This is a genomic window from Acinetobacter sp. 24-47-62, from assembly GCF_056779765.1.
In genome coordinates this window covers 1-18,525 of sequence record NZ_JBWYIN010000023.1, presented here as the reverse complement: position 1 = coordinate 18,525, position 18,525 = coordinate 1, and the positions used below count along the sequence as shown (strand labels likewise).

Here is an 18,525-nt window from a genome sequence, read left to right as displayed (position 1 = left end):
CCATGTGAGAGTAAGTCATCGCCAGCTCATTATTCTAAACACCCCCTTCAATAGAAGGGGGTGTTTTTTTATATCAAAAAATTGAAATAAAGATATAAAAATAAAAGCCCTCATTAGAGGGCCTTGTATCAAATAGTAGATTAAAGTTGTCGTCGAGCGTGTTTTAACGCAGTTCTTAGGCCTTCCTCTAGCGTTGGATGGTAGAAAGGGTGATCTAGAATTTCATCAACAGTAAGATCACTGGAGATAGCCCAAGCGAGCAAATGTGCTAAATGTTCTGCTGAATAACAAAGAAATTCTGCTCCGAGAAGTTTACGTGAGTGTCGATCGACGTAAACCTCTACAGCCCCAATATTTTGTCCATTGACAATCGCTCGTCCTTGCTTTTCGTAGGATACGATACCTGTAACAAACTCATGATTGGCTTTACGCAGTGTGTGATAATTGGAGCCGATCCCTGCCATTTCTGGTGAGCTAAACATAATACCCAATGGGGTAAGACTTTTTTTATGACTCGATTGATGTTGATCGAGGCAATTATGAACCGCCAATTTACCTTCATAAGATGCTTCATGCTGGATAGGCGTTGCAGTAAAAGCATCACCTACGATGTAAATGGGGTAGTCACCAAGCTGTTTAGTGGTTGGATCAACAGGTAATTTCTTTAGATTAATGAATTTATCATTTATATGCTGAATATTTAAAGAATCTAAATTCGTGGTACGACCAGTCGCAGATAATAGGTAATCAACTTCTATAGCTTTATTGCTACCATTTTCGATAAAGTTAATTTGAACCTTATCTTCGCCAAATTTCTCAACCTGCTCGGGTAAAATCTCATATTTGATATTTAATTCTTTTGAGAATATTTCTTGAGCAAGCGTTTGTAAGTCTGGGCTAGTCAATGAACCAATTTTTTTACTGCGAGCAAAAACTGTAGTTTCTACACCTAGACGCTGCATGGCTTGTGCAAGTTCGATTGCAATGACACCGCTTCCAATTACAGCTAAACTTTTTGGTAAAGTAGGTATTTCAAAGACTTGATCAGAAGTTAAATATAAATGACCAAGTTTTTGTTGCCAATCTTGATTTACTGTTGGTCTTGAACCAACAGCGATAATGAACGATTTAGCTTGGTATTTCTTATTATTAACATTGATTGTGTTTGCATTTACAAATGTTGCACGACCTGAAATTTTGTGCGCTGTAGGCCATGAATTAACGTCCTTCAGTGTTGCTTTTGTAAATCGATCACGTAATTGCTGTACATGTTGCATAACATCTTTAGTGTCAATTTGAGAAGAAATTTTTAGCCCAAGTTGTTCTGAAGTTCTCGCATTATACGCAAGATTAGCTGATGAAATTAGAACTTTACTCGGCATACAACCTACTCGAGCACAAGTGGTATCCCACGGACCGTCGTTCACAATAAGTATATTTTGTGTAGTTTTAATGGCTTCTTTATAAGCTGAAATACCAGCAGTACCAGCTCCAATAATAATGATATCGTACATATTGTATTGACTAAGAATGATTTGAATTCACTATATAAAAAAACCTTCGATGAAGAAGTTTTTTTTTCAATTTATTACACTTAAACCTTTAACTTTTGGTGATATCTACATTATTGAAAATTTGTATTATTTAAAACTAAGTATTTTCATGGTTGTTATTGAAATAAGATGAAAGAAAAAGGCGCTTGTGCGCCTTTAAAATGAATAAGATACATTTATCTTATAATGATGTACCTGCATGCACACCAACAGTTGGTTTTACATTCATCGATGTGCAACCGAGTAAAAGAAACGAACAACATAATGCAATACAAATTTTATTCATGAATAAGTCCTAATGAATTTGCTTTATTAAATAGTAACGTAGAACGACTACCTGACTTACATACTAAAAGTATAGGTTTAGGTAGACTATTGTAATACTTCGCAAACTCATGAACATCTGCATCTGTTATTTGACCTGAAATAACAGGTTGGTAAATCAAACTGATTTTAGACTTTTCGGCTAAAGCTCTTAATTCACTTGCAGTTGTTTCGTTACCTGATTCTTGATCAGGACGGTTAACGATCACAGACTTAAATCCCTGCTGCATTAAGGCATTGAATTTTGTAGACGTCATATGACCCGATACACTCACAGATGGATTAAGTGCTTTACTGAGCGGTTCTGATGCTGAATGACTTAGCGTTACGATACTAAAAATGAAGGTGGAAAGGATGAATCTAAACCACATCTTAGTCATCAAGCAAATCCATTTGTTTTGCTAATTGGTAGAGATTGTTAGAGCGATTTCCCGTACGACAGAACATTAATACTGGTTTTGGTAGCTCATTGAAATGATTTGCAAAAGTACGAACATCAAGCTCAGTAATTTGACCAGCAACTACAGGTTGATATACATAATCTAAGCCTTGAGCGCGTGCAGCTTCTTCAATTTGGGCACTAGTTGGCTGTTCTGGTCCGCCTTCCATATCGGGGCGATTATTAATCACAGATTTAAATCCTTTTTCAACAACTTGAACTAAATGTTCTGGCCCAATTTGACCAGCAAAACCTACATTTTCACTCATTGCGTCACTCCCAAAATAAATTAAAAGACTATGCTACTATCATAGCATCTCGCTCAGATATGAGCTTTGATCGACACAAAAAATTTAAAATAAAAATCGTATGAATACATGCATGGAGCACCTATGTACGATTACACCGTAGAGCCGCTGTACGTACAAAAAGCAAATGAGTTGATCGCTGCTGACCTTTATTTGCCTGTCAAAGTTAAAAGACCTCCTGTGCTTATTATGGCGCATGGTTTTGCAGGATTACGTCAATTCAAATTAATCCAATATGCGCAACGTTTTGCTCAAGCAGGTTTTGCGGTTGTACTCTTTGACTATCGTTGTTGGGGAGGCAGTACGGGTAAACCAAGAGAAATGGTCTCTGTCCGTCAGCAGCTAGAAGATTGGTATGCTGTGATTGCGCATATCAAATTATTCCCTTTGGTTGATGGGCACCACCTTTTCTTATGGGGAACGGGTCTGAGTGGCGGATATGTTCTAAAACTTGCATCTGAGTTAAATGGGGTTCGGGCTGCAATAGCGCAAGTACCCTTTGTGGATGGAAATGCCAGCGGTAAAATATATCCAATTCAACATATGGCGCAGGCTTTAAAGTTATCGAGTCAGGATTTAATGGCAGCTAAAGTTGGACGTATTGGAAAAACAATGCCTGTCGTTCATCCCTATGCATTAAGTTTCTACCCGAGTCAGGATAGTTATCAAGGGTATATGTCGATCGTCGATTCAAACTATTATTGGAGCGGTGAGGTGCCTGCAAGAGCTATGTTAGATGTCATACGATTTCGACCGATTACTACGGCAAGAAGTATTAAAATTCCTGTGTTATTTATAGCTGCCAAGAAAGATGCAGTTATTCCCATAGAGATTAGTCGTGAAACTGCAACCAATATGGCACCTTATGTGGAATACCATGAGTGGAATATGACACATTTTGATATTTATCAAGCAAATTGGATGGAAAGCGCAATCAAGCTTCAATTAGAATTCTTAGATCAAAATAGAGGAGTAAACTCATGATTGTTGTTTGTCCATCTTGTGGCGCAAAAAATCGTGTACCTGAAGATAAAATCCAATCTCAGCCGAATTGTGGTCAATGTCATGAGCATTTGATTCCGCTTGCCCCTATTGAGCTGAATGAGCAAAACTTTAGTAACTTTATTACCAACAGTGATTTACCAGTATTGATTGATCTTTGGGCAGAATGGTGCGGGCCTTGTAAAATGATGGCACCGCATTTTGCTGAAGTAGCCAAATCAAATCCGCATGTGGTTTTTGCGAAGATAGATACTGAAGCGAATCCGCGCTTAAGTGCTGCCTTTAATGTTCGTAGTATTCCAACGTTGGTATTGATGAATAAAACGCATGAAATTGCTAGAATAAGTGGTGCATTACGTGCAAATCAATTACGAGATTGGTTAAATCAGCAATTAAATGCTTAACCAATAGGCCAATATTTGGAGTGACTGTGTCAGATTCTCAACTTAAGCCAGAAGGTACATTATCCCTTCAAACCATTGCTATGCCTGCAGATACCAACTGGAGTGGGGATGTTTTTGGTGGTTGGATTGTTTCACAAATGGATTTGGCTGGAGCTATTCATGCAGAGCGTTATACAAAAGGTCGCTGTGCAACCATTGCAATTAATCAAATGACATTCCTTGTGCCTGTTAAGGTGGGTGATGTCATTAGTTGTTATACTAAAATTTTAAAGCTCGGAAATACCTCAATTCAAATGCAAATTGAAGTATGGGATAGTCACGACTCTTCACGTCCAGCGAAAAGAGTGACAGAAGGTGTTTTCACTTTTGTTGCGGTGGATGTGAAAGGGGCAAAACGCCAGATTCCAGATGATGTTAAACAAAAGTTTCAAGAATCTCTAAGCATCTAATCACAAAAAATCCCAACATTGTTGGGATTTTTTATTAGGGAAACTTTTTTAGGATCAATATGATCATGAGCTTTATTGCTTAAGTTGAGATTTCGAAATCCAAGCCCAGAGCATTTCACATTGAATTGGTTCTTCGCCAGACTCATCTGTCACGATCACTTTGACAAGGGTCTCACCTTTTTCAGACTCTTGCATCTGTTTTTGTTGATCATCAGTCAATGTAGCGACTGCGGTCATCGCACCTTTAGATGGGCGTTTGAAATCTACTTTTAAACTTTTTATTAATACAATTGAGGTATCGGGTACATTCATGCCGGTAACAAAGCCTGTAGCTGTTTCAGCGATCAGCGCCATTGCGCATGCATGCACTTGACCAATATGATTTTGCATTGCTTTATGGTTTTCGATTTTAACGACAACTTTAGCATGACTAACTTCAAGATAACGTAATTTGGCAGTTCCCACCATTGGAACGACACGGCCAAAAGCTTTGCTCCATAAAGTACTACGGATACCTTGTGGAAACTTAGATGTCGCTTTTACTAACTTAGATAAACGATTGCCTTTTGCCATGATCAGTTCCTATGATGGAGCAAAGAGATTAGTCTTTGAAGTTGTTAAATTGAAGTGGGATACCGAATTGTTGTTCTTTTAAGAACGCCATAACTTGTTGTAAAGTATCGCGCTTCTTGTCAGTGACTCGGATTTTATCGCCCTGAATAGAAGATTGCACTTTGATACCACTTTCTTTAATGGCTTTATTAATTTTTTTTGCTGTATCAGAGTCAAGACCGTCTTTAAGTTTAATCACTTGAATGACATTTTTGCCAGATGCTGTCATTTTTTGCGGATCTAGTGCTTGAACGTCGACCTTGCGTTTATAAAAGTGATTTTCCAGCATGTTGTAAACTTGCTCACATTGGAAGTCACTTTCAGTCGAGATCTTAATTTCTTTATTTTTTTCGTTTAATTCGATCGAAACGTCTTGACCACGGAAGTCGAAACGCGTTCCGATTTCCTTTTGTGTGTTTTGAACTGCATGATTTACTTCAAAAATCTCTAACTCTGAAACAATATCGAAAGATGGCATAGTTTAGACCTTTACAAATAGAAAGAATATCTGAGATGCTAGGGATGTTTTCTTCATTTGCCAAGTGTTGTTTACATCAAAGGAGTGCGCAATGATCCGTAAACAAGAAATTACAACATTTGAGTTCCCAGCTGACGCGATTATCTGGGATGTACGTGATACAAGTGCTTATGCTGAAGCACATGTGAAAGGAGCGGTGAACCAACCGATTTCCACACTTTCAGCAGATAGCCTGACTCAAGTTGCAGCGGATCAACCGATTTACATTTTATGTGGCGGCGGAAGTAAAGCACCACGTGCTGCAGAACTATTAGAAGGCTTTGATAGTTCACGTGAATATGTGGTCTTAATGGGTGGTACTCGTGCTGCTCGTGAGGCAGGATTACCTTTAGAACAAGGTTAATCATGGTTGAAAAAAAGCGCCTTATGGCGCTTTTTTAGTTTCAATAAATCATGATGATTGAGTTTTAGTCTGAAAATAAGGCTTCTTTATTCTTACTTTCTTTCTAAATCGATGAACATTGAGTTTATTGAGTAAAGTTTCAGATACAGGACATGCTGTTTTTAAGATTTGAGCCACTAGAATTTCAGCACACAAAGGAGCAAATAAAAAGCCTTTAGAGCCCAAACCTGAGAGTGTATAAATCTCAGTATCAGATTCAACCTGACCTAAAAGCGGAAAATAATCCTGACTTTGTGCACGAACAGAAGCTCTACCATGCCAAGAATGATGGTCAGGAAATTGTGCAGCAATATCTGGTGCGAGATCTGCAAGTAACCTGTAGTTATGTTCATGATCTTCATCAAGAACATCTTGATCATCTCGATTAGGGTAAAAAGAAGCACCTAAAATGATTTGATGATCATTTAAAGGCATACAGTAGCCACCATAGCTATATGCTTCATGTTTCTTGAACTGTGAAGATGAAACATGATTAAACCAGCTAACTTGACCACGTATCGGTTTTAAAATCGGAAAATCATCAAAGAGATTCATACTTTCACGGGCACAACAAATAATCACGTGGTCAAATTGATATTGTTGTCCAACATGATCTGTTATACCGACTTGATGATTGGCAAGTAGATGCCACGATTTGATTGTCGCTTGCTGAAATTCGATCAGTTCATTCGATAATATTTCTTTAGCCAAATCATGCGGTCTGATTGTTCCAGCCTGTTTCAAGGTGAGGAATGCTTGGTTGAACAGGCTGTTTTCAGCGGCAGAATTTGCTTCGAGTATGTTTTCTGGATATTGATTTGCAAGATCGAGAAGTTCATCAGCGTGTTTAAGAGGGATTTGATGGACTTGCGCGGCGTCAAAGGCTTCAAATTTTGAATAATGGTTCATCGCATGTTGCCATGCTAATGTCATTAAATGATCGGCACTTTGTTCAATAGGACAGAGTTTGGGATTCAATAAAGCCAGAGGATTTCCTGATGCGCCACTTAATGGCTCATGGTGGTCAAATAGGCGGACGCGGTGACCTCTTAATGCAAAGGCATAGGCACAACTTAAACCCGCAATTCCAGCGCCTACAATGCCTATACAGCGTTGAGAACTTGAGTGTGGTTTGTATTGGTAATCTTCGGGAGAGAGCTCACTTTTTTCAGCCTCTTCGTCTAAAGGCAGTAAAACTCCCTTTAGCATTTCACGTTTGTGTCCGAAACCTTTGGGGCGTGTAATTTTCACGCCATGTTTTTTTAATCCTCTTTTGAGGATGCCAGCAACACTGAAAGAGGCAAAAGTGGTTCCAATATCCGATAGTCGAATAATTTGATTCAGAACTTGTTCTTCCCACATATCAGGATTGCAGGCAGGAGCGAATCCATCTAAAAACCATGCATTGACAGTGCTAGTTTTGGCAATGACTGGAAAAACATCATGTGCATCACCTAACCAAATATCAATACTAAAACGCTCATCTGGAAAATGAAGGCGGTGGCATCCTGCAATTGGCAATGGATATTGGGCAATGAGTTGATCTGATAAATGTTTCAGTTCAGGCCAAGCATTTAAGGCTCGGATCAGATCAGCCTTGCTCAGTGGAAATTTTTCCACCGTAATGACATGCAGTTGACTATAATTATTTGGACGAATTGATTGCCAAAGTTGCCACAGGGTGAGGATATTTAAACCCGTGCCGAAGCCAGTTTCTCCGACTGTGAAATGTTCAAATGGTTTTAAGTCCGATAGGCGTTCATGTAGATCATTACCATTGATAAAGACATGACGCGTTTCAAGAAGGCCATTGGCTTTTGAAAAATAAACATCACCGAAAATTTTAGAAACTGGAATATCGATTCCATCAACGAGTTGCCAATCGAGATCAGCAGTTTGAATGGCCTGAGTCAAAATTTGAAACCTTTGAAAAGCGTGTCAGTGGTTTACCACTGACGACGTCGTTTTGTATAGATGTAACTGGCAATAATAAAGCCGACAAAAATACCGACAGCCATTGTTGCTGCACCGTACAAAAACATTTGAGCACTACGTTCACTTTGAAGCACCTGAATTTGTACACCTAAATTATCATTTTTTAGTTGTAATTCTTGATTCTGTGCTAAAGCTTCTAGGTTTGCTTTTTCAAGCTGTTGGAGACGTGTTGCTTGGTCTTTGACTAAAGCCTTTACTTTTGCTTCTTGAAGCGCTTTATTACGTGCAATTTGTTCAGCTGTAAGTGGCTTTGCAGGCGTAGCTGTTGCTGGCTGAGACTGTGCAGCTGGATTCGCTGGTGCAGCAGTAGTTGCTGCGGGTTCAGCCCAAGCTGAAGATACCAATGCAGAACTGATGAAAAGAGCAGAGCGTGTCAAATTCATCATCTTATTCATGTGGTAATGCTTTATTAAAAAGTTTTACGTCAATGCTGGCATAAATACCTTCTTTTAAAAAAGGCTCATCTGCTAACCATTCATCTAACGCTTCACGGCTTTCAAAATCTAAAATAAGGGTGCTGCCATAAAATCCAGCTTGTGGGTTATTACGATCTTTTGGCATCGCGCCAGCGACGATTACGCGACCTTCCTCAGCCAGTTTTTCAAGGCGTGCAAGGTGTTGTGGGCGTGTTGCTAAGCGTTTTTCAACAGTACCTTCTTGGTCGGTACACGTCACTACAAATAAGGGCATGGCGAAATCTCTATATCTTCTTTCAACACGATTATTCTTCTGCAGATTTAAAGTGTTTTCGTAAAATGATGAATTGAATAATGATAAATGAAAACATCACAATCATGTCACCAAAAGCAGTAAATTCACCCCAATATTTTCCATCCATGAACACGAAAGCAAAGAAAATATGCAATGATGCCATACCAACAAACATCGCGGCCCAAGCATAGTTTAAATTTTTCCATCCCTGCGGTGTTAAATTTAAAATAGGACCAAATAAGCGTTGAATGAGAGGTTTGCGGTCTTTACCAAAATAAGGTGAAATTAAGAAAGCACCAGCAAATACAAAATTCAAGATCGCTGCTTTGAGACGAATATAAAAATCATCACTCAACATGAGAGTAATCCCACCAAAAATCACCGTCATAAATAAAACAATCCATTGTTGTTTATCGAGATGAAATTTTTGGCGGACAAATAATGCGCCGTAGACCACGAGCATAGAAATGATTAAGCCCGTTGTAGCAACGAGAATATGGTTATTATCGACGCCACCTGCAGAGCCGATCCATTGCAGTAAAGGGTGATTGTTATCTTTGGGATCGACAGTTTTGTAAAGCCAAAAGAAAATTATGAGTGGCACAAAGTCTAAAAGTGCTTTCATGTTAAAGTATCTATGCAGTTCAGGTGGATGGGTTAGTATAAAAGATGCAAGGCGTAGATTTACACACACATAGTAATATTTCTGATGGAACTTTGTCGCCAGAGTTACTGGTTCAAGCTGCGCTCGAAAAAGGGATACATACCCTTGCACTGACTGACCACGATAGCATGGATGGTTTGGTTTTGGCTGAAAAAGTTGCAAAAAATCAACCAATTCAAATTATTTCAGGTGTGGAAATTTCAAGTCAGTGGTCTAGACCTTCGACCAAAAAAAGTTATGGTGTGCATGTGGTCGCACTGAATATGCAATCACCTGATCCTTTGCATAAGCTACTAGAACAACAAAAGATGATTCGAGCTGAACGTGCTCAACTCATCTGTGAATTGTTGAAGCCTCTTGTTGGAGAGGATATTTACGCGGATGTGGTTGCGAAGGTCGAGGGTATACCTGATCGTGTGACACGAACCCATATTGCGAAGACGCTGGTCGAGAAGGGTTATGTTTCACGTCCGCAACAAGCTTTTGACAAATATATCAAAGAAGGTAAAAAAGCTTATGTTCAGTTTGAAGGACTTGGTCTGGAGGAAACAATACGTGTAATTCATGAGGCTCAAGGGTTTGCTGTTTTGGCACATCCTACCCGTTATGATTTATCTGCGACGAACATTCGTTATTTAATTGAAATATTTGCACGTTACGGAGGCGATGCAGTTGAGTTGCCACCTGCGATTGAGCCTACTTCGACGCGACAAATGGTAGACCGAATGATTGCCGAATTTGGGCTTAAAGTATCTGTTGGAAGTGATTTCCATGGAGATAATATGCCATGGATAAAATTGGGGAATATCCCTCAAGTGAAAGAGGGGCAGGTTGGCATCTGGGAAAGTTTTATTGTATAGAAATTCTCTTATAACAACAGATAAGAGAATTTCAGGCGGCGATAAGACATTCAGTTGTCATGAATCAAAGTAAGTTGTGATCTTGTGCTTGGATCGGTGGAGGAGTTGGTTTTCCTAAAGTCCCGAGTAGTTCAATCTCGATTGTACGAACCATGGCATCGAGTGGAAGATCATTACTTTGTGTACCAAAAGGCTCTTCTATTTCAGAGCTGAGCGCATCAAGCCCCAAAAACGTATATGCTAAAATACCGACTAAAAGTGGCGTCGCCAAACCGAGCACCGAGCCTAAACTAAATGGAAGCATAAAACAGAAAAAATAAACGGTACGGTTTAAGAGTACTGAATAAGCATAAGGTAAAGGAGTTGTAGCAATACGATCACAGCCTGTTTGAACCAAACTTAATTCAGTTACATGTTGGTTCATTTGTGTATAAATAATGTCTGAAATTTCGCCTTCTTTCAGTGACTGCATTAACTCCCATTGAATCAAACTTAATGTGTATTGTGGTGCATTGGCTTGCTGGTAAAGTTGAGTTAAAGCTTGTGGGCTCATGCCACTGGTTTGATGCAAAGCATCGGGACTGACTGTTTGATGACGAAGACGGTCACGCAGTACGTTAGCAAAAACAATCATATGCTGAATTACACGTTCACGACGACCTTGCGGCAAGATCCGGCAGTCTCGATCGAAATGTCGAGCATTGGCGATTAAGCTCCCCCATAATTTACGCGCTTCCCACCAACGGTCATAACACGCCGAATTTTTGAAACCTAAAAAAATCGACAATACTACTCCGATCAGTGTAAACCCAACCAAAGGAATTTCAGGGAATCTATAGAGATTTATATATTCAATTCCCCCCACGATTGCTGAAATCAGCATAACGATTCCAAGTGGAGGTAATACCTTCGGTAAGATGGTTCCACGCCATGAAAATAATAGTTTTAGCGTATCGGTTTGATCACGAACAATCATGTAAATCAATCTTTCATTTTTCTATGATCTTCACTAGTTCAGCGAGTATTGTCAATGATAAAAAATGGAAACTTCGAGCAATTTTATTCTGTAATTTATAGACTTATTCTCGGATCAGTTGGTGCTCCATAAAAGAGTAGCTGCCTTCGGTGGAAATGATGACATGATCGAGTAATTTAACCTCAATTAAATTACAAGCTCTACTTAAAGATTTCGTCAAATTGATATCGTCAATTGAGGGCTGAGGAATTCCTAAAGGATGATTATGTGCAATAATCACAGCACTCGCCTGAGTGTGGATGATATGTCGAATAAACTGATTAATTGAAACTGCACAGTGGTTAGTAGAACCAAAGAATAATTTTTTAAAATTAATTTTTCTGAGCCTTGCATCTAAACAGAGTACCGCGAAAATCTCTTGAGATTCGCCAATAAGTTCATAACGAAGATAATCTTGAATTAAATCAGAGCGACTTAAATCAATTTGTTGGTTCAATTGATGTTGCAAGTAACGCCGTCCAAGCTCTTTTACAGCCATCAATTGAGAGTATTTAGTGTCTCCCATGCCATGGAACATGCGAATTTCGTCTATCGATGCATCAAACACTGCATTTAAGCTTCCAAAATGTTGCAACATCAATCTTGCTAATTCGACTGCAGAGTGTTGTTGAGATCCTGATCTTAAAAAGATGGCGAGCAGTTCTGCATCAGAGAGGCTATGAGCACCTTGGCGGAGTAATCTTTCTCTCGGTCGTTCTTGTTCGGGCCATTGTTTGATCGAATTATTCATTATTATTCACTGTTTTAAATTATTTTAACTTTTGAATATTCACCAAGGTATATCTTGGGTGGCAGAATATTTAATGCTATTGTGAGCGCCACTGCAATAAAAAGGTGACGTGATCTTGAGTTTTGATCTTAGTGTGTTCTCCAATAAAAATATTATTCTTGCTGTTACTGGTGGTATCGCTGCTTATAAAAGTGCCATCTTAGTACGCCGACTTAAAGATTACGGATTTAATGTCCGAGTTGTAATGACTCAAGGTGCCCAAGCTTTTATTACGCCGCTTACCTTTCAAGCATTGTCGGGTAATCCAGTGCATACTGAACTTCTAAATACAGAAGCTGAAGCTGGAATGGGGCATATCGAATTAGCACGATGGGCGGATTTGGTGCTTGTCGCTCCTGCCAGTTGTGACAGTATTGCTAAATTTGCTTGCGGACTAGCGGATGATTTACTCAGTACACTCTATTTGGCAACAAAAGCACCTGTTTGGATCGCGCCTGCCATGAATCAACAAATGTGGGCGGCTAAAGCAACACAGCGCAATTTGAGTACTTTGGTCGATGATGGTGTGCATGTCATTATGCCTGAGGCGGGTTCTCAAGCGTGTGGCGATGTTGGATTAGGACGTATGCCTGAGCCTGAAGATTTAGCTGAACAGGTACGAGAATATTTCCATAAAGCGCAGCGTGCAATTGCAGAAAAATTTGGCTTGCTGGCGGGTAAAAAAGTGACGATTACCGCAGGTCCAACTCGAGAGGCAATTGATCCAGTGCGTTATATTTCAAACCACAGCACTGGAAAAATGGGGTTTGCTATTGCTGCTGCATGTTATTCAGCAGGTGCTGAGGTGACACTGATCGCGGGTCCTGTCAGTTTAGATACACCGAATGGGGTGAAGCGTTTAAATGTATCTTCAGCGAGACAGATGCTTGACTTAAGTATGAATCAGTTGGAAACAGGATGTGATGTATTTATTGCGACAGCTGCCGTAGCGGATTATCGTGTTGCAGAAGTTGCGGAACATAAAATCAAAAAAGCTGGTGATGAGTTAGCTGTCTCTCTTGTTAAAAATCCTGATATCGTGGCGACGATAGCTTTGCAAGACAAACGTCCATTTATGGTCGGTTTTGCAGCTGAAACGCGTAATGTCGAAGAATATGCCGCAGGTAAATTGGTGGCTAAGAAACTAGATATGATCGCATGCAATGATGTTTCAAGAGCGGATATTGGTTTTGCTTCAGATGAAAATGCGATGACTGTGTTTTTTGCTGAACAATATGAAATGGAAAAACGTGATCTTGAAAAAGCTTCAAAGCAAGAAATTGCACAACAATTAGTTGAAGCTATCCACGATGCATTACATCAAGAAAAACGACCTGTTTAAATGTAGGATGTAAAAAAGACCGCAAATGCGGTCTTTTTTATAAGGGGGAAGTTAATCAGACGATTAAGCTTGACCTTCAGCAGCGGCAGCTTGAGCGCGTTGCATGTTCGCCTCAAACTCAGCATCAAAGTTAATCGGTGTAAGAAGTAATTGAGGGAAGCTACCTTTAGTTACAAGATCGTTCACCGCTTCACGAAGGAATGGGAACAAAATATTAGGGCAATAAGCACCAAGAATGTACGGAAGACGTTCATCTTCAACGCCATCAATCAAGAAAATTCCTGATTGTGTTACGTCTACGATAAATGCAGTTTCACCTGCATTCGCAGCTTGTACAACCACTTTTAAAGAAACTTCAAAATGAGTTGGATCTACTTTTTCAGCTGATGAAGAAAGATTGATGTTTAACTCAGGTTGCCATTCTTTTGTAAAAACCGCAGCACCAGGAACTTCAAAAGAAATGTCTTTTGTATAAATACGTTCTAATGCTAATTGTGGTTGAACTTGTTGTTCTTCACTCATTCTTAATTCCTTAGATTTAGTGATTATGCCAATAATTCGTCTAGTTTACCTTCACGCTCTAAAGCATAAAGTTGGTCGAAACCACCGATGAATTGATCTTTAATGAAAATTTGTGGCACTGTGCGATGGTTGGTTTTTTGCATTAACTCAACACGAACCTCAGGTGCTTCTTTTGATAAATTAATTTCTTTGTACTCAATGCCTTTACGTTCAAGGAGTTGCTTTGCACGTACGCAATAAGGACACATCGTTGTTGAATATACAGTCACTTGAGCTGTCATTTTACAAACTCCTTAAGCTTTTTTGCTTTTTACTAAAGGTAAGCCTTGAGCTTTCCAGTTACTGATACCACCATCTAAACGATAACTATCTGCATGACCGACTTGTTGTAGAGCAGAGCCTGCAACTTGGCCTAAATTACAAATGAATACCAATGGACGGTCCGCAGCTTTTAATTCTTCAACATTTGCAGCAATTTGACTATATGGAATATTACGACTACCGCTAATATGACCTTCACGGAAATCTTTAGCATCGCGCAAATCAATCAGCATCGCATTTTTAGCTTTCACTAAAATTCCGAGCGATTGTGGCGAAATTTTACGACCACTACGTTGTCCTTCAAAAACGAAAAACAAAACAATAAGGGCCCCTAAAATTGCAAATAAAAAGGGGTGATTCCCCATAAATTCGAACCAACGTTCCACAAATCACCTAATGACTAATTAAAAACTGCGTTGAGTATAACGTATATATATGGTGATCAAAATCACCGCTTCAAGGGTGCACTTAAAGAAAACTAATTTTTTTGTTGCGCCTCAGTAATCTCATCAATTAGACGTAGATAACTTTCTAAACGTCTTTGTAAAATATCACCATTTTTGACACCTTCTTTAAGCGCACATTGCTTTTCGTGCGTATGCGTGCAATTGCGATACTGACAATGTCCTAAGAGTGCAGAAATTTCAGGAAAGCCACCATCGATTTTCTCATGATCTAAATGCCATAAGCCAAATTCACGAATACCTGGGGAATCGATTAAAGCACCATTTTCACCAAAACGAATTAAACGTGTTGAGGTCGTAGTATGTTGACCGAGTGCGGAGTTTTCTGAAATGACATTGGTTTTTTGATCAGCATCAGGAATGATGGCATTAATAAGTGTACTTTTCCCAACACCTGATTGACCTACAAATGCAACAGTTTGGTTGTCAATACGTTGAATCAACCCATCTAAATTACCATTGGATTGGGTCAGGATGAAATCATAACCAAGTTGACGATATTCTTCTGCTAACAGCAAAATTGGATCATTTTCTTTCAGTAAATCACATTTGTTTAATACTAATAAAGCTGGAATATTGGCATCTTCACATGCAACCAAATAACGATCGATTAGGGTTGGTGCAGGTTCTGGTAACGGTGCAATCACAATGACGATCAGGCTGATATTTGCAGCTACTGGTTTTACTTTGTGATAACGATCTGGGCGAGTCAACAAGGATTGTCGCGGTTGAATCGCTGTGATAATGCCTAAGCCAGTATTTGGATCTGCTTGCCATTTTACGCGATCACCTGTAACCAATAATTCTAAATTGGTACGGGTATGACAACGCCAAACGCTATTCAGCTCAATAGGTTTCCAAAAAGGTTCTGGCTCACCTTCTTTGGTATCTGGTTTTATTGGATGTTGATCAGGCAAGGAGAGGGCTTGTACTTCGAGTTGTCGACCATAGTGTTGGACGACTAAGCCTTCTAAGTCGTGAGACGTGTCGATTTCTTCTTGACGTGTTTGATGTTGTTTCTGAATACGACGTTGTTGTTGCTCTGTCAAACGACGCTTACGAATTAAAGCCATTCATAACCTAAAAAAACCTTGAAATTTAGATGGCAAAAATAGCATGATGAGCCATGGATTTACAGCCAAGATCGGAATAATTTGCTACTATCCATCTTTAATTTAGCCCAATAAGATTGCACTTTATGAGCAGCACCCCAGATACCCGCTTAATTTGGATCGACCTTGAAATGACAGGGTTAGATACAGACAACGATCAAATTATTGAAATTGCAACGATTATTACGGATGATCATTTAAATATTCTTGCTGAAGGCCCAGTGTTAGCTGTACATCAGTCAGATATTATTTTAAATGCGATGGATGAATGGAATACACGTCAGCACGGGCAATCTGGACTTATTGAACGCGTACGCCGTAGTAAGCTAACTGCGCAAGATGCTGAGCAACAAACACTTGAATTCTTAAAAAAATGGGTCAATCCAAAATCATCTCCAATGTGTGGAAACTCAATTTGCCAAGATCGCCGTTTCTTACATCGTTTAATGCCAGAGCTTGAGCAGTTCTTCCATTACCGTAATTTGGATGTGTCTTCTGTTAAAGAGTTAGCAAAACGCTGGCGCCCAGAAATTATGAGTGGTTTAAAGAAAAATGCTTCTCATCTTGCGATGGATGATATTCGTGACTCAATTGCTGAATTGAAGTATTACCGTCAATATTTTTTCATCTCAAATAATTAAAGAGATCAGTTGCATTTTTAGAAAAGGGGCTGAGGCCTCTTTTTTTATAGATTTTATAAATGATCGAAAGAACAAAGTATTAATTAAAATGTTTAAAAGTTGATAGCAAAAAATAAACTGACTTTTATGCTGATAGATCTCAGAATAGTGAAAATTTAAGAATGATAACAGAGACTAAGTTATGCAAAGTAGTAATCCGATTTTAACCCGTGTAGAGACTGTATCCAATTATCAACAACCCATGACCATTCAAGGCGCGATTCAGAAATCTGTTGTATTAACTGTGATTTCGGCAGCGGTGGGTATCGCGCTGTTTATTTATAGTTTTATGACTTTAAATGTATCACTCGCCTATGCTAGTGCGATGGTGGGGGCGATTGGTGGATTCATTCTGGCACTCATTACTACTTTTAAGCCGAATACTGCTCGAACTTTGGCTATTCCATATGCTTTATTTCAAGGTGCATTTTTAGGGGGGATTTCAGTCATATTTCAACTGAAATATCCTGGTGTTCCTTTAAAGGCTTTGCTCGCAACATTTGTCACGACTTTGGTGATGTTCACGCTTTATCGTTTTCAAATTATTCGTGCGACTGAGAAATTTAAAGCGGTTGTGTTGTCAGCCACCATTGCGATTGCGATTGTATTTGTTCTCCAATTTATTATCAGTCTAGCTTTTGGTTCGAGCATTCCATATATATTTGATAATAATTGGCTAGGTTTAGGATTTGCAGCTTTTGTCGCCATTATTGCATCATTAAATCTAATTTTAGATTTCGACCTGATTGAAAATGCCGCAGCTCAATATGCGCCTAAAGCGATGGAATGGTTATGTGGAATTGCCTTATTAGCCACTTTAGTTTGGATGTATTTCTCTTTCTTGCGTTTAATTGGTCTACTGTCTAGTAATGACTAATGTCGTTCAGCTAAGGCGTGTAAAAAGATCAGACTGATGTCTGATCTTTTTTTAGCGTCTAATTCGGTTTAACAATTTTTTGAAAAAAGATGCATTATGCAATTTCGTAAATGCTCTAGACTTGGCATCATGCATGAAAATTAATTTGAGTGAGAGTCACATGGCACAAGGACTATTAGCAGGTAAACGTTTTTTAATCGCGGGTGTTGCGAGTAAATTGTCGATTGCATTCGGTGTTGCAGAAGCTTTACACCGTGAAGGTGCAGAATTGGCATTTACCTATCCTAATGAAAAAATGAAGAAGCGTGTTGATGACTTTGCTGAACAGTTTGGTTCAAAACTAGTTTTTCCATGTGATGTTGCTGTTGATGCTGAAATCGAACAAGCATTTGCTGAATTAGCAAAACATTGGGATGGTTTGGATGGCGTAGTGCATTCAATTGGTTTTGCACCAGCACATACTTTAGATGGTGATTTTACTGAAGTTACTGATCGTGAAGGTTTTAAAATCGCGCATGACATCAGTGCCTATAGTTTTATTGCCATGGCTCGTGCGGCAAAACCACTTTTAACTGCTCGTCAGGGCTGTTTGCTCACACTCACTTACCAAGGTTCAGAGCGTGTGATGCCAAACTATAATGTTATGGGATTGGCGAAAGCATCTTTAGAGGCTGGCGTTCGTTATTTGGCTTCAAGTTTGGGTGTTGAAGGAATTCGTGTCAATGCGATTTCAGCTGGTCCAATTCGTACGCTTGCGGCTTCAGGTATTAAGTCTTTCCGTAAGATGCTTGATCTGAATGAAAAGGTTGCACCTTTAAAACGTAATGTCACGATTGAAGATGTAGGTAATGCGGCTTTATTCTTATGTTCACCATGGGCAAATGGTATTACTGGCGAGATTTTATATGTAGATGCTGGTTACAATACGGTTGGTATGAGTGCAGATTTAATGCTAACAGAATAAATCTCATCTTAATAAGAAATAAAAATCGGCAATTTATTGCCGATTTTTTTACATTTTTTAAAGTTCATTTATGTAACCAAGACTAGGTAAATCGTATTTTTTTTGATTAAATATTAAGAAATTCTTTAGCCTTATTAAATTATAAAAGACAGATAATAACCATGCTTGCCAACATCTTTTCGGCATTGGAACAGCTC

At 39.1% G+C, this 18,525-nt stretch carries 24 protein-coding genes; 9 read left to right on the top strand and 15 right to left on the bottom strand.

The window, feature by feature from the left end:
- Positions 1–140: 140 nt before the first annotated feature.
- The 3 genes from AC1M87_RS14520 to AC1M87_RS14510 form a co-directional block, all read right to left on the bottom strand.
- Complete coding sequence (locus tag AC1M87_RS14520; RefSeq protein WP_481594090.1) at positions 141–1,514, bottom strand: dihydrolipoyl dehydrogenase; 1,374 nt, start codon at positions 1,512–1,514, stop codon at positions 141–143.
- Positions 1,515–1,831: 317 nt separating this feature from the next.
- The gene (locus tag AC1M87_RS14515; protein WP_092768903.1) at positions 1,832–2,257 is read right to left on the bottom strand and encodes a protein tyrosine phosphatase family protein; all 426 of its coding nucleotides are present in this window, start codon (positions 2,255–2,257) and stop codon (positions 1,832–1,834) included.
- Positions 2,250–2,585 carry a protein tyrosine phosphatase family protein gene (locus AC1M87_RS14510; RefSeq protein WP_035269714.1) on the bottom strand — a complete coding sequence of 112 codons (336 nt, stop codon included), beginning with the start codon at positions 2,583–2,585 and terminating at the stop codon, positions 2,250–2,252. The genes AC1M87_RS14515 and AC1M87_RS14510 overlap by 8 nt, the downstream gene beginning before the upstream one ends.
- A 123-nt stretch (positions 2,586–2,708) precedes the next feature.
- Here AC1M87_RS14510 and AC1M87_RS14505 point away from each other — a divergent pair, with 123 nt between their 5' ends.
- The 3 genes from AC1M87_RS14505 to AC1M87_RS14495 all read left to right on the top strand — a co-directional run bounded on the left by AC1M87_RS14505 (position 2,709) and on the right by AC1M87_RS14495 (position 4,479).
- Entirely contained in the window at positions 2,709–3,608 is a 900-nt protein-coding gene (locus AC1M87_RS14505; protein ID WP_481594089.1) for an alpha/beta hydrolase, read from the top strand.
- Positions 3,605–4,030, top strand: a complete 426-nt coding sequence (gene trxC / locus AC1M87_RS14500) for a thioredoxin TrxC (protein WP_481594088.1) — start codon at positions 3,605–3,607, stop codon at positions 4,028–4,030. Before AC1M87_RS14505 ends, trxC begins: the two co-directional genes overlap by 4 nt.
- An 80-nt stretch (positions 4,031–4,110) precedes the next feature.
- Positions 4,111–4,479 (top strand): acyl-CoA thioesterase, encoded by a 369-nt coding sequence (locus AC1M87_RS14495; protein ID WP_218945426.1) that lies wholly within the window; start codon positions 4,111–4,113, stop codon positions 4,477–4,479.
- Between the two features lie 72 nt (positions 4,480–4,551).
- Here AC1M87_RS14495 and AC1M87_RS14490 read toward each other — a convergent pair whose 3' ends face one another.
- Complete coding sequence (locus AC1M87_RS14490) at positions 4,552–5,052, bottom strand: DUF4442 domain-containing protein (protein ID WP_481587135.1); 501 nt, start codon at positions 5,050–5,052, stop codon at positions 4,552–4,554.
- Positions 5,053–5,080: 28 nt separating this feature from the next.
- Positions 5,081–5,569: a YajQ family cyclic di-GMP-binding protein gene (locus AC1M87_RS14485; protein ID WP_035269703.1), complete on the bottom strand. Its 489-nt coding sequence runs from the start codon at positions 5,567–5,569 to the stop codon at positions 5,081–5,083.
- A 91-nt stretch (positions 5,570–5,660) separates the two neighbouring features.
- Here AC1M87_RS14485 and AC1M87_RS14480 point away from each other — a divergent pair, with 91 nt between their 5' ends.
- Entirely contained in the window at positions 5,661–5,972 is a 312-nt protein-coding gene (locus AC1M87_RS14480) for a rhodanese-like domain-containing protein (RefSeq protein ID WP_180000521.1), read from the top strand.
- 48 nt (positions 5,973–6,020) lie between these two features.
- Here the strand turns inward: AC1M87_RS14480 and mnmC are convergent, their stop codons facing one another.
- Genes mnmC through AC1M87_RS14460 form a run of 4 tightly spaced genes read right to left on the bottom strand, consistent with a single transcriptional unit; the run spans position 6,021 to position 9,342 of the window.
- Positions 6,021–7,925, bottom strand: coding sequence for a bifunctional tRNA (5-methylaminomethyl-2-thiouridine)(34)-methyltransferase MnmC2/FAD-dependent 5-carboxymethylaminomethyl-2-thiouridine(34) oxidoreductase MnmC1 (gene mnmC, locus AC1M87_RS14475; protein ID WP_481594087.1), 1,905 nt, complete (start codon positions 7,923–7,925; stop codon positions 6,021–6,023).
- A gap of 32 nt (positions 7,926–7,957) precedes the next feature.
- Positions 7,958–8,389, bottom strand: coding sequence for an SH3 domain-containing protein (locus AC1M87_RS14470; protein ID WP_481594091.1), 432 nt, complete (start codon positions 8,387–8,389; stop codon positions 7,958–7,960).
- Between the two features lie 4 nt (positions 8,390–8,393).
- The gene (locus AC1M87_RS14465) at positions 8,394–8,696 is read right to left on the bottom strand and encodes a YciI family protein (RefSeq protein WP_481594086.1); all 303 of its coding nucleotides are present in this window, start codon (positions 8,694–8,696) and stop codon (positions 8,394–8,396) included.
- 31 nt (positions 8,697–8,727) lie between these two features.
- Positions 8,728–9,342 carry an inner membrane-spanning protein YciB gene (locus tag AC1M87_RS14460; RefSeq protein WP_035269690.1) on the bottom strand — a complete coding sequence of 205 codons (615 nt, stop codon included), beginning with the start codon at positions 9,340–9,342 and terminating at the stop codon, positions 8,728–8,730.
- A 44-nt stretch (positions 9,343–9,386) separates the two neighbouring features.
- On the opposite strand from AC1M87_RS14460, the gene AC1M87_RS14455 reads away from it, so the two are divergent.
- Positions 9,387–10,241, top strand: coding sequence for a PHP domain-containing protein (locus AC1M87_RS14455; RefSeq protein WP_481594085.1), 855 nt, complete (start codon positions 9,387–9,389; stop codon positions 10,239–10,241).
- A gap of 64 nt (positions 10,242–10,305) precedes the next feature.
- Here the strand turns inward: AC1M87_RS14455 and AC1M87_RS14450 are convergent, their stop codons facing one another.
- Complete coding sequence (locus AC1M87_RS14450) at positions 10,306–11,217, bottom strand: bestrophin family protein (protein WP_035269686.1); 912 nt, start codon at positions 11,215–11,217, stop codon at positions 10,306–10,308.
- Between the two features lie 103 nt (positions 11,218–11,320).
- On the bottom strand, positions 11,321–12,007 hold the full coding sequence (gene radC, locus AC1M87_RS14445) for a RadC family protein (protein WP_035269684.1): 687 nt from the start codon (positions 12,005–12,007) through the stop codon (positions 11,321–11,323).
- Positions 12,008–12,122: 115 nt separating this feature from the next.
- On the opposite strand from radC, the gene coaBC reads away from it, so the two are divergent.
- Positions 12,123–13,388, top strand: coding sequence for a bifunctional phosphopantothenoylcysteine decarboxylase/phosphopantothenate--cysteine ligase CoaBC (coaBC, locus tag AC1M87_RS14440; protein ID WP_481594084.1), 1,266 nt, complete (start codon positions 12,123–12,125; stop codon positions 13,386–13,388).
- A gap of 63 nt (positions 13,389–13,451) precedes the next feature.
- On the opposite strand, the gene secB is transcribed toward coaBC, so the two are convergent.
- The 4 genes from secB to rsgA all read right to left on the bottom strand — a co-directional run bounded on the left by secB (position 13,452) and on the right by rsgA (position 15,768).
- Positions 13,452–13,910, bottom strand: a complete 459-nt coding sequence (secB, locus tag AC1M87_RS14435; RefSeq protein WP_035270796.1) for a protein-export chaperone SecB — start codon at positions 13,908–13,910, stop codon at positions 13,452–13,454.
- 23 nt (positions 13,911–13,933) lie between these two features.
- Complete coding sequence (gene grxC, locus AC1M87_RS14430) at positions 13,934–14,191, bottom strand: glutaredoxin 3 (protein WP_035270794.1); 258 nt, start codon at positions 14,189–14,191, stop codon at positions 13,934–13,936.
- A 12-nt stretch (positions 14,192–14,203) separates the two neighbouring features.
- Positions 14,204–14,617 (bottom strand): rhodanese-like domain-containing protein, encoded by a 414-nt coding sequence (locus AC1M87_RS14425; protein ID WP_481594083.1) that lies wholly within the window; start codon positions 14,615–14,617, stop codon positions 14,204–14,206.
- A gap of 92 nt (positions 14,618–14,709) precedes the next feature.
- Positions 14,710–15,768: a ribosome small subunit-dependent GTPase A gene (gene rsgA, locus AC1M87_RS14420; RefSeq protein ID WP_481594082.1), complete on the bottom strand. Its 1,059-nt coding sequence runs from the start codon at positions 15,766–15,768 to the stop codon at positions 14,710–14,712.
- Positions 15,769–15,893: 125 nt separating this feature from the next.
- Between rsgA and orn the strand changes: the two genes are divergently transcribed.
- The 3 genes from orn to AC1M87_RS14405 all read left to right on the top strand — a co-directional run bounded on the left by orn (position 15,894) and on the right by AC1M87_RS14405 (position 18,328).
- Positions 15,894–16,448 carry an oligoribonuclease gene (gene orn, locus AC1M87_RS14415; RefSeq protein ID WP_035270788.1) on the top strand — a complete coding sequence of 185 codons (555 nt, stop codon included), beginning with the start codon at positions 15,894–15,896 and terminating at the stop codon, positions 16,446–16,448.
- 181 nt (positions 16,449–16,629) lie between these two features.
- On the top strand, positions 16,630–17,364 hold the full coding sequence (locus AC1M87_RS14410; RefSeq protein WP_481594081.1) for a Bax inhibitor-1/YccA family protein: 735 nt from the start codon (positions 16,630–16,632) through the stop codon (positions 17,362–17,364).
- Positions 17,365–17,524: 160 nt separating this feature from the next.
- Positions 17,525–18,328, top strand: coding sequence for an enoyl-ACP reductase FabI (locus tag AC1M87_RS14405; RefSeq protein ID WP_481594080.1), 804 nt, complete (start codon positions 17,525–17,527; stop codon positions 18,326–18,328).
- Positions 18,329–18,525 lie beyond the last annotated feature (197 nt).

Coding starts and splice junctions, on each gene's coding strand:
- AC1M87_RS14405 (WP_481594080.1), top strand. CDS start 17,525: ATGGCACAAGGACTATTAGCAGGTAAACGTTTTTTAATCGCGGGTGTT.
- AC1M87_RS14485 (WP_035269703.1), bottom strand. CDS start 5,569: ATGCCATCTTTCGATATTGTTTCAGAGTTAGAGATTTTTGAAGTAAAT.
- AC1M87_RS14490 (WP_481587135.1), bottom strand. CDS start 5,052: ATGGCAAAAGGCAATCGTTTATCTAAGTTAGTAAAAGCGACATCTAAG.
- AC1M87_RS14450 (WP_035269686.1), bottom strand. CDS start 11,217: ATGATTGTTCGTGATCAAACCGATACGCTAAAACTATTATTTTCATGG.
- AC1M87_RS14480 (WP_180000521.1), top strand. CDS start 5,661: ATGATCCGTAAACAAGAAATTACAACATTTGAGTTCCCAGCTGACGCG.
- AC1M87_RS14410 (WP_481594081.1), top strand. CDS start 16,630: ATGCAAAGTAGTAATCCGATTTTAACCCGTGTAGAGACTGTATCCAAT.
- secB (WP_035270796.1), bottom strand. CDS start 13,910: ATGAGTGAAGAACAACAAGTTCAACCACAATTAGCATTAGAACGTATT.
- rsgA (WP_481594082.1), bottom strand. CDS start 15,768: ATGGCTTTAATTCGTAAGCGTCGTTTGACAGAGCAACAACAACGTCGT.
- grxC (WP_035270794.1), bottom strand. CDS start 14,191: ATGACAGCTCAAGTGACTGTATATTCAACAACGATGTGTCCTTATTGC.
- AC1M87_RS14495 (WP_218945426.1), top strand. CDS start 4,111: ATGCCTGCAGATACCAACTGGAGTGGGGATGTTTTTGGTGGTTGGATT.
- AC1M87_RS14505 (WP_481594089.1), top strand. CDS start 2,709: ATGTACGATTACACCGTAGAGCCGCTGTACGTACAAAAAGCAAATGAG.
- AC1M87_RS14510 (WP_035269714.1), bottom strand. CDS start 2,585: ATGAGTGAAAATGTAGGTTTTGCTGGTCAAATTGGGCCAGAACATTTA.
- trxC (WP_481594088.1), top strand. CDS start 3,605: ATGATTGTTGTTTGTCCATCTTGTGGCGCAAAAAATCGTGTACCTGAA.
- AC1M87_RS14465 (WP_481594086.1), bottom strand. CDS start 8,696: ATGCCCTTATTTGTAGTGACGTGTACCGACCAAGAAGGTACTGTTGAA.
- orn (WP_035270788.1), top strand. CDS start 15,894: ATGAGCAGCACCCCAGATACCCGCTTAATTTGGATCGACCTTGAAATG.
- AC1M87_RS14455 (WP_481594085.1), top strand. CDS start 9,387: ATGCAAGGCGTAGATTTACACACACATAGTAATATTTCTGATGGAACT.
- AC1M87_RS14515 (WP_092768903.1), bottom strand. CDS start 2,257: ATGACTAAGATGTGGTTTAGATTCATCCTTTCCACCTTCATTTTTAGT.
- AC1M87_RS14470 (WP_481594091.1), bottom strand. CDS start 8,389: ATGAATTTGACACGCTCTGCTCTTTTCATCAGTTCTGCATTGGTATCT.
- AC1M87_RS14520 (WP_481594090.1), bottom strand. CDS start 1,514: ATGTACGATATCATTATTATTGGAGCTGGTACTGCTGGTATTTCAGCT.
- AC1M87_RS14460 (WP_035269690.1), bottom strand. CDS start 9,342: ATGAAAGCACTTTTAGACTTTGTGCCACTCATAATTTTCTTTTGGCTT.
- radC (WP_035269684.1), bottom strand. CDS start 12,007: ATGAATAATTCGATCAAACAATGGCCCGAACAAGAACGACCGAGAGAA.